Here is a 13508-nt window from a genome sequence, read left to right on the forward strand (position 1 = left end):
TAAACGCTGGCTTATAAGCGTTTATCTAAAAAATGACAGCACCAGAGTTATAACGATATTAGATATTTGTATTTCCGTTACCTCGACGCTGTACGCAGGATGCCACTCATCGGATCGGGGTTTTGCCGATCATTCATGAGGGGAAATCCATGTCGTTCAAGCGCGCGTCTGTAAAACGTTTATTGCCCGTGATGTTGGGCGCCTTCATCTCACTGGCCGCCAGCACCGCGGCCCATGCTGACGCGACGCTGGACAGGATCGAGCAGCGTCATGTGCTGGTGGTTGGCGTGCTGTTGTCAGGCGGCCCCTTTGGCGGCATTGATCCGGCCACACAGAAACCCCGCGGTTTGAACGTCGAACTCGCACAGGAACTGGGTCGGCAGTTGGGCGCTGAAGTGCAACTGGTGCCGGTATTGCCGGCCAACCGCGTGCAGTTCCTGCAGCAGGGCAAAGTGGATTTGCTGATCGCCAATATGGAATGGACGGCAGAGCGCGGCGAGATCCTCGGTTTTGTACCGACACCGTTTTACCGGGTTGGCGGCACCGCCGCAGTGCTCAAGGACAGCAAGATCACTCGTTGGGAAGACCTGAAAGGGCAACCGGTCTGCACCTCTCAGGGCAGCAGCTACATCAAGCCGCTCACCGGGTTGGGCGTTGAGTTGAAAGCATTCAAAAGTTCCTCCGAGTCCTTGTTGGCACTGCGTGGCAACAACTGCGTTGCGGCGGTACATGACGCCACACTGATCAATCCGTTAATCGCCGACAACACCGAATGGCAAGGCTATCGCGCCATCAGTCCGGAGCTCAACCCGGCGCCGTCGGTGATCTGGACGCGTCGTGGTGAAAGCGACACCCAGGCCAGGCTCGACCCGATCGTCAAGCAATTGCACCGCAGCGGCTGGTTGATCGAAGCCCAGACCCGCAACCACATCACCCCCGCGTCACCTGCGCTGGTCGAGTTGCAAAAGCAGTTCCAGGCCAACGGCGCCTGATTCACCTCATCGCATTCAATACGCCGCCGCATCGTGCGACGGCTATTCAAGGTAGTCGCGCATGAACCGTCATTTTTCCGCAAAAAACCTGACCTTACTGTGCCTGGCCAGCGCTCTTGCATTGTCACCCTGGGTTCACCCATCCAGCGCGACCGATGGCGTCACTGAAGCCGGACGCCGTATCGCCCGGGCCGGCGCGCAATTGCGGGGCGCAGCATGAGTCATTGGCTGGAGCTATTCGTCCACTGGGCTGCCGGGTTCGGTCTGAACTACAACTTTCTGCTGGACGCCTATCAGCGCGGCACCGTGGTGCAGGGGGCGCTGACCACGATGTGGTTGTGCCTGTTCACCATCCTCGGCAGCTTGCTCGCCGGGCTCGGACTGGCGGCGATGCTGACGTCGGGCAATCCCTGGTTGGCGAAACCGGCACGTGTGTTCGTCGAAGTCACGCGCAACACGCCGACCCTGGTGCAGCTGTATTGCGCGTTCCTCGTCTTGAACATGTTGCTCACTCAAGCCGTCGGCGCAGCGAACCCGCTGACGCCGTTCGCCTGGGTGGTGATCGTGATTTCTTTGCACAAGGGCGCTTTCCATGCCGAGGCACTGCGCGCCGGCATTGAAGCGGTACCGGCGGTGACACTGGAGGCGGCCAGTTCGCTGGCATTGAGCAGCCGTCAGTTGCTATGGAACGTGCAACTGCCGCTGGCCCTGCGTTTCGCTTTGCCGTCGCTGATCAACAACCTGATCGACCTGGTGAAGATGACTGCCGTTGCCTCGGCGATTGCCGTCGGCGACATCACCTACGCGTCGATCATGATCTGGACGCAGAGCGATAACGTTCTGGAACTGATGATTCTGATCCTGAGCTTTTTCGGTCTGCTGAGTTTTATCGTCAATTGTGTGGGGCGCTACCTTGAAGCGCGCCTGAGGATGCCCGGCTATGGCCATTGAATCGTCCGTCACCCCGTCGGTGACCTGGTCGCGTCGGCATGTCGGCAAACTGTTGCTGTTGGTCGGCGCCGGGCTCTGGTTGCTCTGGTTCACCCCGCAAAGCCCGGTATTGAAGGCGCTGCTGCAATGGTCGCCGGCCCTGGCTGCCGGCTTTGGCCAGAACATCCTGATCAGTCTGCTCGCGATTGCATTGGGTTCGCTGCTGGGGTTGCTGGTGGGGGCGCTGGCGTTATCGCCGCTGCGCCTGCTGCGTTTGCCGGCACGGATCTGGGTGCAGATTTTCCGCAACGCTCCGTGGCTGGTGCTGATCTATTTCACCACCTACGTGTTTCCGTTCGAGATCCACATCGGCAGCGCTTACGTCTCGTTTCCGGACTGGGTCAAGGTAACGATCGGCCTGGCCTTGCCGGCGAGTGCCAACGTTGCGGAGATCTTCCGTGGCGCCATTGCTTCGATCCCGGGTACGCAATGGGAGGCCTCGCGCTCGCTGGCGTTTACCCGGGGGCAGATTTTCCGCTCGATCATCCTGCCGCAGTGCTTCAAGCGCATGTTGCCACCGTGGATGAACCTGTATGCGGTGATCACCATGGGCACCGCGCTGGCCTCTCTGGTGGGGGTGCATGACGTGATCGACACCGCGCAGATTGCCAGCAACACCGTGAACATGACCGGTTTCACCGTGGTGATCTACCTGAGCCTGCTGGTGCTGTTCTTCGCTTATTGCTACCCGATTTCCCGCCTCACCCAACGCCTGGAGCGACGTTATGCCTTCTATTGAAACTGTCGCCGAGCCGCTGGTGAGCCTGCGCGATCTGCACCTGTCGTTTGGCAGCAACCCGGTGCTCAAAGGCATCGACCTCGATGTGCATCGGGGGCAAGCGGTGTCGATCATCGGCCCGTCCGGCTCCGGCAAGTCGACCATCCTGCGCTGCATCACCGGGCTGTTGCAGCCCCAGCGTGGCAGCATCCGCGTCGGCTCTACCTTGGTTCACACGCTGGTGCAGGAAGCACAGCGCATCGAACTGCGCAAACGCGTGGGGTTTGTGTTTCAGCAGTACAACCTGTTCCCGCATCTGTCGGTGCTGGAGAACCTGGTGATTGCACCGCGCAAGGTGTTGCGGCGCAGCCGTGCCGATGCGGAAAAACAGGCGCGTGCCTTGCTGGCCAAAGTGCGCATGGAGCACAAGGCCGATGCCTATCCGGGACAACTGTCCGGTGGTCAGCAACAGCGGGTGGCGATTGCCCGTGCACTGGCGATGCGCCCGGAGCTGATTCTATTCGATGAGGTGACCTCGGCTCTTGATCCGGAAACCGTCGGCGAGGTGCTGACCGTGATTCGCGAGTTGACCGAAGAGGGCATGACGTGCGTGCTGGTCACCCACGAGATGCGTTTCGCCGAAGAAATCAGCGACATCGTCTATTTCACCGAAAACGGCGTGATTGTTGAACACGGTAGCGCCGCACAGATTTTTCAGAACCCGGTCAGCGAGCGCACCCAGGAATTCCTGCGCCATGCCGTGGGCGATCCGGGGCGCCGTCCCGCCGTCGCCAACGACCCTTATCTGCTGACCAACCTGGGCCGCTACAGCCTGTCCGTATAAAACCGAGGAGCCTGTTCATGAGTACCGAAAACCGTGCCGCCGTCATCGAGGATTTCCTGAAGAAAATCCGCGTGATCAACCAACGGGGCGTCGACCGCGCCGCGCTGGTGGAAATCGTTGCCCAGCTCGAAGCCCTGGCCGAGCGCCGTGATCTGTTCAACTTCGACGAGTTCCCGGCGCCGGTGCCGGGGCAGGGCAGTACTGCGTTTCGCTACCGGCTTAACGACGACGGCGACACGCCAACGCTATACCTGAACTCATTGTTGCCGGGTAAAAGTACGATCCCGCACAACCACGAAACCTGGGCGATCATCAGTGCCGTCGAAGGCCAGGAGATCAACTACGTCTATGGTCGTGATGACGAAGGTCGCGAGCCGGGTTTCACCACCTTGCATCTGCAAAAGGAAGTGATCGTCCAACCCGGCACGTCGATCTCGTTTTTGGGAGAAGACCTGCACGGCATTCGCGTCGAGGGCGAGCAGGCGACCTTGCATTTCCATCTCTACGGCCTGCCGCTGGAGTCCCTTAACGGTCGCTATGGCGTTGAGGCCGACGGACGCATTCTCAATTACAACGCCTCGCAAATGGCGCCGTCGATCAAGGCCTACCCATGATCGATCTGTATTACTGGCCGACCGGCAATGGTCTGAAGATCGGCATCCTGCTCGAAGAGCTCGGGTTGGAGTACCGCGTGGTGCCGATCAACATCCGCGAGGGCGAACAGAAGCAGGCGGCGTTTCAACGGATCAGCGCCAATGGCCGCATTCCGGCGATTGTCGACCATGCGCCAGAGGGGTTGAGCGAACCGCTGAGCCTGTTCGAGTCCGGCGCCATTCTCAATTACCTGGCCAACAAGGCCGAGCGTTTTCTGCCGCCGGCAGGCAGTGTCGAACGACAGAAAGTCCAGGAGTGGCTGTTCTGGCAGGTGGGGCATGTAACCCCTTACCTGAGTCAGCTACAGGTGTTTAAAGAGAAGGCCCCGGAACCGATTCCATTCGCTTTGGATTTGCTGAATGCCGAAGCGACGCGCTTGTATCGGGTACTGGAAGCGCGTCTGTCTGAAGTGCCGCATGTGGCGGGTGAATACTCCATCGCCGACATGGCGATTTTCCCGTGGATTCAGCCGCAGCGACAGGGACAGGAACTGCAGGACTTCCCGCACATCCGTGCCTGGCGCGAACGCCTCAAGGCACGTCCAGCCATTCAGCGTGCATATGCGAAGGGCCGCGAAGTGGCGGCCAATGAACGCGCTCTGGCGCATCAATAATTTTCTTTCGAGCGCAACCCCCATGAGCCAGACCGTAACCCCAGGGCAATTGCAGCAGTGGCTGTTCGACGGGCAGGAAATCGCCCTGTTTGATGTGCGCGAGCATGGCCAGTATGGCGAAGCCCATCTGTTTTTCGCAGTCAATCTGCCCTATAGCCGACTGGAGCTGGAGGTACGGCGACTGGCGCCCAACCCTCAGGTGCGCCTGGTGATCCATGACCAGAACGGTGGCGATGTTGCCAAGCGCGCTGCACAGCGCCTTCACGCGTTGGGGTATGAACGCGTGCACATACTCGAGGGCGGTGCCAATGGCTGGCAGGCCGCCGGTTATCAGCTGTTTGCCGGCGTGCATGTACCGTCCAAGGCTTTTGGCGAATTGGTCGAAGAGGTCAGTCACACGCCGCATGTCACCGCACGACAATTGGCCGAATGGCAAAGCCGAGGCGAGCCTTTGGTGGTGCTCGACGGCCGACCGTTCGATGAATACCGCAAGATGACCATTCCCGGTTCCGTGTGTTGTCCGAACGGCGAACTGGGGTATCGCATCCATGACCTGGTGCCTGACGAACACACGCCGATCGTGATCAATTGCGCCGGCCGAACCCGCAGCATTATCGGTGCGCAAACGCTGATCAACCTCGGTTTGAAGAACCCTGTCTATGCCCTGGAGAACGGAACCCAAGGCTGGGATCTGGAAGACTTTCAATTGGAGCACGCAAGCAGCCGTCGTTATGCCGATACCGTGAGCGCTGCACCATTGGCCGCGCAACGGCTGGCGGCTGCCCGATTGGCGGAGAGGGCCGGGGTGAAAACGGTTGCGGCTGAACAGGTCGAGCAGTGGGCTGGCGATGTCGGGCGCAGTCTGTTTTTGTGCGACGTGCGCACCGCCGAAGAGTTTGCCGCCGGCAGTTTACAGGGCGCGCAACACACACCGGGCGGTCAGCTGGTTCAATCTACTGATCTGTATGTCGGCGTGCGTCAGGCACGGCTGGTGCTGATCGACAGCGATGGTGTGCGGGCGCCGATTGTCGCGAGCTGGCTGCGTCAGTTGGGGCATGAAGCGTATGTGTTGGCAGGTGGCGTGAGCAGTGCTCTGGCGTTACCTGCAAGCGACGTGATCGCCCACGAGGTGCTGCCATTGATCACTGCCCAGGTACTGTCTGATGCACTCAAGGATGAGGCCGTCGCGCTGATCGATCTGCGTCCGGGCATGACCTATCGCAAGGGCCACATTGCCGGCTCGCGCTGGTCGATCCGCCCGTTGCTGACGCGACACGTGACGGGTGAGCAGCGACCGCTGGTGCTGCTGGCCGATGATGCGCAACTGGCCTCGTTCGCCGCACAGGAATTGCCCGAAGCCCAGCGTGCGCAAGTACGGTTGCTGGACGGCGGGCTCGATGCCTGGCGTGCAGCGGGTTTCTCCGTGCAGGAAAGCCCGGACACTCCATCCCATGATCAATGCATTGATTTTCTGTTCTTTACCCATGACCGCCACTCCGGCAACAAGGACGCGGCGCGTCAATACCTGGCATGGGAGATCGGTTTGCTGGCGCAGATGAGCGACGACGAAATCGCCAGCCTTAAACCGTTGCAGACTCAAGCACGTCAGGATCCGCAGGTGCGTACGCGGCTGGTGCATTCAGCGCGGGCCCAGGGTGTCGGCGGCCGCGCAGTCAATGTACCGGTCACTCGCTTGAGCACCGTGCTGTTCGACAACCTGGCGCAAATGCGTGATGCCCGTGCTCGTCGTGATAGCGAGCGTGTGCTGAGTTATGGGGCGCGCGGCAATCCAACGGCGTTTGCCCTCGAAGACCTGGTCAGCGAGCTGGAGGGTGGTTATCGCACTCGCTTGTTCGGAACCGGGCTGGCAGCGGTCGCGCAGACGTTTCTCGCTTATCTGCGGCCGGGCGATCATGTGCTGATCACCGACGCGGTATACGCGCCTGTGCGGCGTCTGGCACGGGAGTTTCTTCAGCCCTTCGGTATTCAGGTCAGCTATTTCGCCCCGGACGGTCGTGACCTGGAGGCTCAGCTGCAAGCCAACACGAAAATGGTCTACACCGAAGTGCCAGGCTCTTTGTTATATGAACTGTGCGACCTGCCGGCCATTGCCGCCCTGTGCAAACCGCGAGGTATCCTGCTGGCCGTCGACAATACCTGGGGCTGCGGTTACCTGTACCGGCCGCTGACACTCGGCGCAGACATCTCGATCATGGCACTGACCAAGTACCTGAGCGGCCACAGCGATGTGGTCATGGGCAGTGTCTGCACCCGCGAAGACGTGTGGCCGGCACTCGCGTCCATGAGCGATAACTTTGGAGCAACCGTCAGCCCTGATGACGCCTATCTGGTGCTGCGCGGCGCTCGAACCCTGGCGCCACGACTGGAGGTGCATGAGCGTCAGGCTCTGGAAATCGCACATTGGTTGCAAGCGCAACCGCAGGTGAAGCGGGTGTTCCATCCGGCCTTGCCCGATCATCCCGATCATGCCTTGTGGCGGCGGGATTTCACTGGCAGCAATGGCTTGCTGTCCTTTGAACTGAACGAGGCGGACAGCGCGTATGTCGAGCGCTTCATCGATGCGCTGCAGCTGTTCGGGTTGGGCGCTTCCTGGGGCGGTTTTGAAAGCCTGATTACCGTGGCCGATACCCAAGAACGCAACAGTGCGGCGGATCGCTCATTGAACCCGGTATTGCGCTTGCACATCGGGCTGGAGGATGTCGCAGAGTTGATTGCGGATCTGCAGCGCGGGTTTGGGGTTTCAGGAGAGGGTCAAGGTCGAGTGTTTTGATGCGTTTGCACTGGGTAATGCAAATTCGGGGGTAGCGCTTTCGAGGGGCAAGTACACCAGGTCCGGTGCGAACTGAGACTGCCGCTTGAGAATGTTGTCTACGACAGATGATGGGCGAATCCCCGCGGATTCAGAAATGATCGGCGAATCGAAAAGCCCATGCACCAAGGTTTAACCAGGTGCCGATAGCTGACGCTTCGGCTAGAGGCCCCGGTTCGATTGGGTATCGATTTGTTACCTGGATACCGTTATTCACCCATTTGGGGCGTGCTGGGCCATTTCGTAGCACACGGCGAGTATCACGCCGATCTGAAGATCATCGGTTTTTGAGTCGAAACTCCTTTCCAATTAAGAGCTTGAGGCAGTTCGAAGCAGACTGGCACGGTTTCTGCTGTTTTGTATCTATGGATAATTGGATACAAAACTGCAAAAGGTGACTTTATGCAATTCGCTCCCACCTACGTTGAACGTCAACCCCTGACCGCCGAGGAGGAGGCTTACAACTTTCTGCTGGAAGCGATCTGTGGCGGTCGTTACCGCAAAGGCGACCGCCTGATCGCCGAGGACATAGCAAGCGAAATCGGCATGAGCCGGATGCCGGTGCGCGAAGCCTTTCGCCGTCTCGATGCTCAAGGCCTGGTAACCCTGAGGCCTAACCGCGGCGCCATTGTCAGTGGCCTGGACTTCGACGAATTGCACGAGGTCTTCGAGATGCGCAGTGCCCTCGAGGGCCTGGCCATCCGCGTGGCCGTGCCCAGGATCGGCGAGCGTCAGCTGGCGGCTCTGGAACGCATGCTGGACGAGATGGATGACTACCGCGACGAAAGCGCCGAGTGGGTCAGGCTTCATCGTGCCTTCCATGAATACCTGTGCAGCCTCAGCGGTCGTCCTCGGCTGATGAAGCAGATCTCGGCGCTGTATTCGCTGATCGAGGCACCGATGCGGCTGTGGCTGCAACACAGCGAAAAACCACTGAGCGCTCGCCAGGAACACGCGGTGATCCTGGACGCCATTCGCTCAGGCGATGTCGACCGGGCCGAGGCCGTGGTGCGTCAGCACATCGAGGGCACGGTGCCGGCGCTGATCCAGTTTCTGCAATCGGAAAAATAGAATCGGGCTCAAACCCGACAGTGTTTTGACTTTGAGTACTGCCCCGTTACTAAACAACTGGAGTGTCTCGTCATGCATAAACGCCATATGTTTCTTGCCGCTGTTTCCCTCGGACTCTGTGCGCAGTGGGCGGTTGCCGTGCCCCAAGTGCCGGAGCGACTGCAAAAGGCCGACAAACTCACGTATTGCTCGGGCATGGATTCACCGCCCTTGGTGTCTTTCGACGAGGCGCAAAAACCCAAGGGCCTGACGGTCGATCTGGGGCTGGAAGTCGCCAAACGGCTGGGAGACAAACCGGTGCAATGGCGGGTCATTCCGTTCTCCGGGTTGCTACCGGCATTGCTCGCCCAGCAGTGCGACATGATCGTTGATCAGCTGTTCGACAAACCCGAACGGCGGGAGGTGATCGACATCGTCAACTACATGTATTCCAGCCAGTCAGTGGTCGTTCCCAAAGGCAATCCCAAGGGCATCAAGACCCTGGATGGACTGTCCGGGCACAAGGTGGCCGTGCTCAACGGCTCGACGATCAAAACCTTGCTGGACGCCGAGAACGAAAAGCTGACCAAGTCTGGCAAGACACCCATGAAACTGGTGGTCTACAACAGCGACACCGACGCCTTTCAGGCGCTGCGCATCAGTCAGGTAGACGCCTACGGTACCACCGTGGAAACCGCCGGTTACTACGCCGCCATGGCGCCCGAACTGTTCGAGGAAGGGGTGCCGGCCTTCAGCCGGATACTCACCGGCCTGGGGATTCGCAAGGATGATCCGCAGCTCACCGCAGCGGTACAACAGATCATCAGTGACATGCGCAGCGACGGCAGTTACGTGCAGTTGCTGAGCAAATGGCATGTCTCCAGCGACACACTCGACTGAGGCGAACGCTCGATGAATTTCAATTGGGATGTGTTCTTGCAATACCTGTTGCAGCCGAGCGGGGTGTACCTCACCGGACTCTGGCTGACCTGTCTGATCAGTGTGCTGGCGATGGCGTTGGGCTGTGTGCTGGGACTGGCGGCGGCACTGATGCGTCTGTCACGCAACCCGCTACTCAACCTGCCTGTACGGTTTTATGTGTGGCTGATGCGCGGCACGCCACTGCTGGTGCAGATCGTCTTTCTCTACACCGCATTGGCTGCCGGCGGGATCTTCCGCTTCGAAGACGTAGAGCTGTTTGGCCTGGTGGTACCGGGCAACATCCAGGCAGCGATCATCGCACTGGGCCTGAACGAAGGCGCCTACATGGCCGAGATCATCCGTGCGGGGATCGGTGCCGTGGACAAGGGGCAGTACGAGGCCGGGCGTTCGTTGGGCATGACCTTCGCCAAACTGATGCGGCGAATCGTTCTGCCTCAGGCGTTCCGGGTCATCGTTCCGCCGTTGGGTAACGAGTTCAACGTGATGCTCAAGAATACGACGCTGGTCAGCGTTATTGGCGTGCAGGAGTTGCTGCTGAGCACGCAAATGGTCACGTCGGCGACATTCCGGGTATTTGAACTGTACCTGGTGGTGGCGATGTATTTCCTGCTGCTGACCACCCTCTGGGGCTTTTTCCAGCGTTGGCTGGAAGCGCGTTTCGGACAGTCCGATCGACCCGCACCGCCAGCGGCTGGCAGTCGCATGTTCGGTCGCGGCACGCTGAAATTGCTGAGGGGGCGTTAAGCATGGCGCACAAAAGTGAAGAACTGATCATCGAGGCCCTGGACATTCACAAGTCCTTCGGCGACCTGGAGATTCTCAAGGGAATTTCCTTGCAGGTGCGGCGCGGGGAAGTGGTGGTGCTGATCGGCGCATCGGGTTCAGGCAAGACCACCTTCATTCGCTGTATCAATCTGCTGGAAGATATTCAAGGTGGTCGCATTCGCGTCAACGGTCGCTCCATGGGGTACCGCGAGCGCGCCGACGGCAGTCTGGTGCGCGACTCCGAGAGCAACATCGCTCGCCAGCGTCGGGACATCGGCATGGTCTTTCAGCGTTTCAATCTGTTCCCCCACATGACCGCGCTGGAAAACATCATTGAGGCACCGATCCAGGTGCTCGGCGTGCCACGCGCAGAAGCTTTGGAACAGGCCCGGGCCTTGCTCGCCCGGGTCGGTCTGGCGGACAAGGCCATGCATTACCCGTCGATGTTGTCCGGCGGGCAGCAGCAGCGCGTGGCAATCGCCCGGGCGCTGGCGATGAAACCCCAGGCCATGCTGTTCGACGAGCCCACCAGCGCTCTGGATCCGGAAACCGTCGGCGAGGTGCTGCAGGTGATGAAGCAGTTGGCCGATGACGGCATGACCATGGTGGTGGTCACCCATGAAATGGGTTTTGCCCGGGAAGTGGCTGACCGCGTGGTGGTGCTCGATCAGGGCGAATTGATCGAACAGGGGCCGCCGGAGCAGATCTTCAGTCGACCGACACACCCGCGAACCCAGGCTTTTCTCAGCCGCGTGCTGTGATCTTCTCAGTCGGGTCTTTTTCACCCGGCAATGGAACCGGACACCTGCGGCCAATGAATCCTTGTTTGGAAGAACTTTTGCCATGTTGAAATTTTCTGCCCACGAATATCCCTATCCATCGCAACGTCAGAGCGTGTTTGCACGTCGCGGCATGGTCGCTGCTTCACAGCCATTGGCCGCCGAAGCCGGCATCGAAATCATGCGCAACGGCGGCAATGCCATTGATGCCGCGATCGCCACAGCGGCGGCTCTGACGGTGGTTGAACCCACTGGCTGCGGCTTGGGTGGCGACGCCTTTGCCCTGGTATGGAGCAAAGGCCAATTGCACGGACTGAACGCCAACGGCCATGCGCCGGCAGCACTGACCATCGATGCAGTCAAGGCGTGTGGTCACGAGCAGATGCCGCTTTATGGCTGGACGCCGGTAACGGTGCCCGGTTGCCCTTCGGCCTGGGCGCAGTTGTCCAGACGGTTCGGCAAGCTGCCTTTTGCCGAGTTGCTGCAGCCCGCCATCAGCCTGGCCAGGGAGGGTTTTCCACTGTCACCGGTGGTCGCCCGACAATGGCAGACCGCTCTGGATGAATTCAGCCCCCATCGAGACCCGGTGCTCGACGTCTGGTTCGACACGTTCCTGATTGATGGCCGTGCGCCAAAGGCCGGTGAATTATTCCGCAACCCGGCGCAAGCCCGAACGCTGGAAGAACTGGCGGACAGCGCTTGCGAAAGCCTCTATCGCGGCGATCTGGCTCAGCGCCTGGATGCCCATTCCCGCGCCACCGGCGGCTACCTGCGAGCCAGCGACCTGCAGGACTATCGCGCCCAATGGGTAGATCCGATCAGCATCAATTACCGCGGCTACGATGTCTGGGAAATTCCCCCAAGCGGGCAAGGACTGGTGGCCCTGATGACCCTGAAAATCCTTCAGGGCTTCGACTTCGATCACCGGGACAGCCAGCAGACCTGGCATCGTCAACTGGAAGCCATGAAGCTGGCCTACAGCGACGGCCTGCATTACATCACCGATCCGCTGCACATGCGTGTGGCCGTGGCTGACCTTCTCAGCGATGCCTACAGCAGCCAACGTCGCGAACAGATATCCGATCAGGCGCGTGAACCTAATCCCGGCGATCCCCACGCCAGCGGTACGGTGTATCTGGCCACGGCGGATGCGGAGGGCAACATGGTGTCCTTCATCCAGAGCAGCTACCACGGCTTTGGTTCCGGCGTGGTACTGCCAGACAGCGGAATCGCCTTGCAGAACCGCGGGCAGGAATTCAGTCTCGACCCTGACCACGCCAACTGCCTGGCACCGGGCAAAAAAACCTTTCACACCATCATTCCCGGTTTCATCAGTAAAGGCGACGCACCGGTGGGACCGTTCGGCGTCATGGGTGGCTACATGCAGCCCCAAGGCCATGTGCAGATGGTCATGAATCTGCTGGATTTTGGTCTCAACCCCCAAGCCGCGCTGGACGCTCCGCGGTGGCAATGGCTGGGGGATATGAAGGTCGGCATCGAACACGGGGCGTCTCGGGACCTGGCCGCTTCGCTGGCACGGCGCGGACACCAGATTCAGGTTGATTGCGACCTGATCAACTATGGCCGAGGGCAGATCATCATCCGTGACCCGGACTCCGGTGTGCTGTGCGGCGGCACCGAGCCGCGAGCCGACTCCCATATCGCCGTGTGGTAGCGGGCCGCTGAAAACAGGAAAAGAGACCCCGGTCTCTTTTTTTGTTTGTGTGGCAGACGGCGCTGATTGCGATCGTTCGCAGCGCCGAACAGCTTGGCTTTATCAGTTTGTCAGGGAACGCGATCAGGGTTTGTCCGCGACCGTGCCCCGCAGCATAGGCCCAGGCCCGGTTACTGGTACGTCTCATTCCGGTTACAGAGCACTTTTATCGTGCATGGCGCTTGTATCTGACCAAATTGGGGCATTGGTCATTGCTGTATTCAAAAACCGACATGTGGACGTCGGTGACAAATAAGTTGTCGTTTATAGACATCTCTTGCTTATGTGCTACCAATGTGCCCAGCGCTGATGAACGGAGCAATAATTCAAGCGTTTCCCTTATGGCTCTCGTCCTGCAACCCCCCCCGATATAGAGGCATTGGGTGATGTCGTTTTTGAATTCATTGAAAACTATGTAACTGGGTATGACCTTTGCAAGTTGAATAGGAACAATCCCACCAGTTTTTGGACGGGAGAATAAAAAGAGCCTTCGCCTGAGGCCATTCACCCGCTTTGTGTGAGGAGATACCGCGATGACGACGTTCAACTCCGGGGCCCAACCCCAGAACCGTGCGCCTCAATCCATCGGCTTTCTGCTGCTGGACAATTTCACGCTG

General features: G+C 59.6%; 14 protein-coding genes. All 14 read left to right on the forward strand.

Going from position 1 to position 13508, the window contains the following annotated elements; all coding sequences use genetic code 11:
* Positions 1-149 precede the first annotated feature (149 nt).
* A complete protein-coding gene (locus ACCD00_RS21610; RefSeq protein WP_413427450.1) occupies positions 150-992 on the forward strand; it encodes a transporter substrate-binding domain-containing protein in 843 nt (280 codons plus the stop codon).
* Between the two features lie 61 nt (positions 993-1053).
* Positions 1054-1212, forward strand: a complete 159-nt coding sequence (locus ACCD00_RS21615) for a hypothetical protein (RefSeq protein ID WP_413427451.1) — start codon at positions 1054-1056, stop codon at positions 1210-1212.
* Positions 1209-1943, forward strand: coding sequence for an amino acid ABC transporter permease (locus ACCD00_RS21620; RefSeq protein ID WP_413427452.1), 735 nt, complete (start codon positions 1209-1211; stop codon positions 1941-1943). The genes ACCD00_RS21615 and ACCD00_RS21620 overlap by 4 nt, the downstream gene beginning before the upstream one ends.
* Positions 1933-2721 carry an amino acid ABC transporter permease gene (locus tag ACCD00_RS21625; RefSeq protein WP_413427453.1) on the forward strand — a complete coding sequence of 263 codons (789 nt, stop codon included), beginning with the start codon at positions 1933-1935 and terminating at the stop codon, positions 2719-2721. Before ACCD00_RS21620 ends, ACCD00_RS21625 begins: the two co-directional genes overlap by 11 nt.
* Positions 2708-3544, forward strand: a complete 837-nt coding sequence (locus ACCD00_RS21630) for an amino acid ABC transporter ATP-binding protein (RefSeq protein ID WP_413427454.1) — start codon at positions 2708-2710, stop codon at positions 3542-3544. Before ACCD00_RS21625 ends, ACCD00_RS21630 begins: the two co-directional genes overlap by 14 nt.
* Positions 3545-3561: 17 nt before the next feature.
* Positions 3562-4158, forward strand: a complete 597-nt coding sequence (locus tag ACCD00_RS21635) for a cysteine dioxygenase (protein ID WP_413427455.1) — start codon at positions 3562-3564, stop codon at positions 4156-4158.
* Positions 4155-4811, forward strand: a complete 657-nt coding sequence (locus ACCD00_RS21640) for a glutathione S-transferase family protein (RefSeq protein ID WP_413427456.1) — start codon at positions 4155-4157, stop codon at positions 4809-4811. Before ACCD00_RS21635 ends, ACCD00_RS21640 begins: the two co-directional genes overlap by 4 nt.
* Before the next feature lie 22 nt (positions 4812-4833).
* Positions 4834-7602 carry a cystathionine beta-lyase gene (gene metC, locus ACCD00_RS21645; protein WP_413427457.1) on the forward strand — a complete coding sequence of 923 codons (2769 nt, stop codon included), beginning with the start codon at positions 4834-4836 and terminating at the stop codon, positions 7600-7602.
* Between the two features lie 441 nt (positions 7603-8043).
* Positions 8044-8712: a GntR family transcriptional regulator gene (locus ACCD00_RS21650; protein WP_413427458.1), complete on the forward strand. Its 669-nt coding sequence runs from the start codon at positions 8044-8046 to the stop codon at positions 8710-8712.
* Between the two features lie 72 nt (positions 8713-8784).
* Positions 8785-9591, forward strand: a complete 807-nt coding sequence (locus tag ACCD00_RS21655) for an ABC transporter substrate-binding protein (protein ID WP_413427459.1) — start codon at positions 8785-8787, stop codon at positions 9589-9591.
* A 12-nt stretch (positions 9592-9603) separates the two neighbouring features.
* Entirely contained in the window at positions 9604-10377 is a 774-nt protein-coding gene (locus tag ACCD00_RS21660) for an amino acid ABC transporter permease (protein WP_413427460.1), read from the forward strand.
* A 2-nt stretch (positions 10378-10379) separates the two neighbouring features.
* Positions 10380-11159, forward strand: a complete 780-nt coding sequence (locus ACCD00_RS21665; protein WP_413427461.1) for an amino acid ABC transporter ATP-binding protein — start codon at positions 10380-10382, stop codon at positions 11157-11159.
* Positions 11160-11241: 82 nt separating this feature from the next.
* The gene (locus ACCD00_RS21670; RefSeq protein ID WP_413427462.1) at positions 11242-12852 is read left to right on the forward strand and encodes a gamma-glutamyltransferase family protein; all 1611 of its coding nucleotides are present in this window, start codon (positions 11242-11244) and stop codon (positions 12850-12852) included.
* A 572-nt stretch (positions 12853-13424) separates the two neighbouring features.
* Positions 13425-13508, forward strand: an 84-nt coding sequence (locus tag ACCD00_RS21675; protein ID WP_413427464.1) for a hypothetical protein, incomplete at its 3' end; no start/stop codon positions are given.

The organism is Pseudomonas sp. Pseusp3 (assembly GCF_047304225.1).
Taxonomy (GTDB): Bacteria; Pseudomonadota; Gammaproteobacteria; order Pseudomonadales; family Pseudomonadaceae; genus Aquipseudomonas; species Aquipseudomonas fluorescens_CD.

Bases quoted from the DNA above. Each gene is read 5' to 3' on its own strand.
- ACCD00_RS21610 (WP_413427450.1), top strand. From the start codon at position 150: ATGTCGTTCAAGCGCGCGTCTGTAAAACGTTTATTGCCCGTGATGTTG.
- ACCD00_RS21615 (WP_413427451.1), top strand. From the start codon at position 1,054: ATGAACCGTCATTTTTCCGCAAAAAACCTGACCTTACTGTGCCTGGCC.
- ACCD00_RS21620 (WP_413427452.1), top strand. From the start codon at position 1,209: ATGAGTCATTGGCTGGAGCTATTCGTCCACTGGGCTGCCGGGTTCGGT.
- ACCD00_RS21625 (WP_413427453.1), top strand. From the start codon at position 1,933: ATGGCCATTGAATCGTCCGTCACCCCGTCGGTGACCTGGTCGCGTCGG.
- ACCD00_RS21630 (WP_413427454.1), top strand. From the start codon at position 2,708: ATGCCTTCTATTGAAACTGTCGCCGAGCCGCTGGTGAGCCTGCGCGAT.
- ACCD00_RS21635 (WP_413427455.1), top strand. From the start codon at position 3,562: ATGAGTACCGAAAACCGTGCCGCCGTCATCGAGGATTTCCTGAAGAAA.
- ACCD00_RS21640 (WP_413427456.1), top strand. From the start codon at position 4,155: ATGATCGATCTGTATTACTGGCCGACCGGCAATGGTCTGAAGATCGGC.
- metC (WP_413427457.1), top strand. From the start codon at position 4,834: ATGAGCCAGACCGTAACCCCAGGGCAATTGCAGCAGTGGCTGTTCGAC.
- ACCD00_RS21650 (WP_413427458.1), top strand. From the start codon at position 8,044: ATGCAATTCGCTCCCACCTACGTTGAACGTCAACCCCTGACCGCCGAG.
- ACCD00_RS21655 (WP_413427459.1), top strand. From the start codon at position 8,785: ATGCATAAACGCCATATGTTTCTTGCCGCTGTTTCCCTCGGACTCTGT.
- ACCD00_RS21660 (WP_413427460.1), top strand. From the start codon at position 9,604: ATGAATTTCAATTGGGATGTGTTCTTGCAATACCTGTTGCAGCCGAGC.
- ACCD00_RS21665 (WP_413427461.1), top strand. From the start codon at position 10,380: ATGGCGCACAAAAGTGAAGAACTGATCATCGAGGCCCTGGACATTCAC.
- ACCD00_RS21670 (WP_413427462.1), top strand. From the start codon at position 11,242: ATGTTGAAATTTTCTGCCCACGAATATCCCTATCCATCGCAACGTCAG.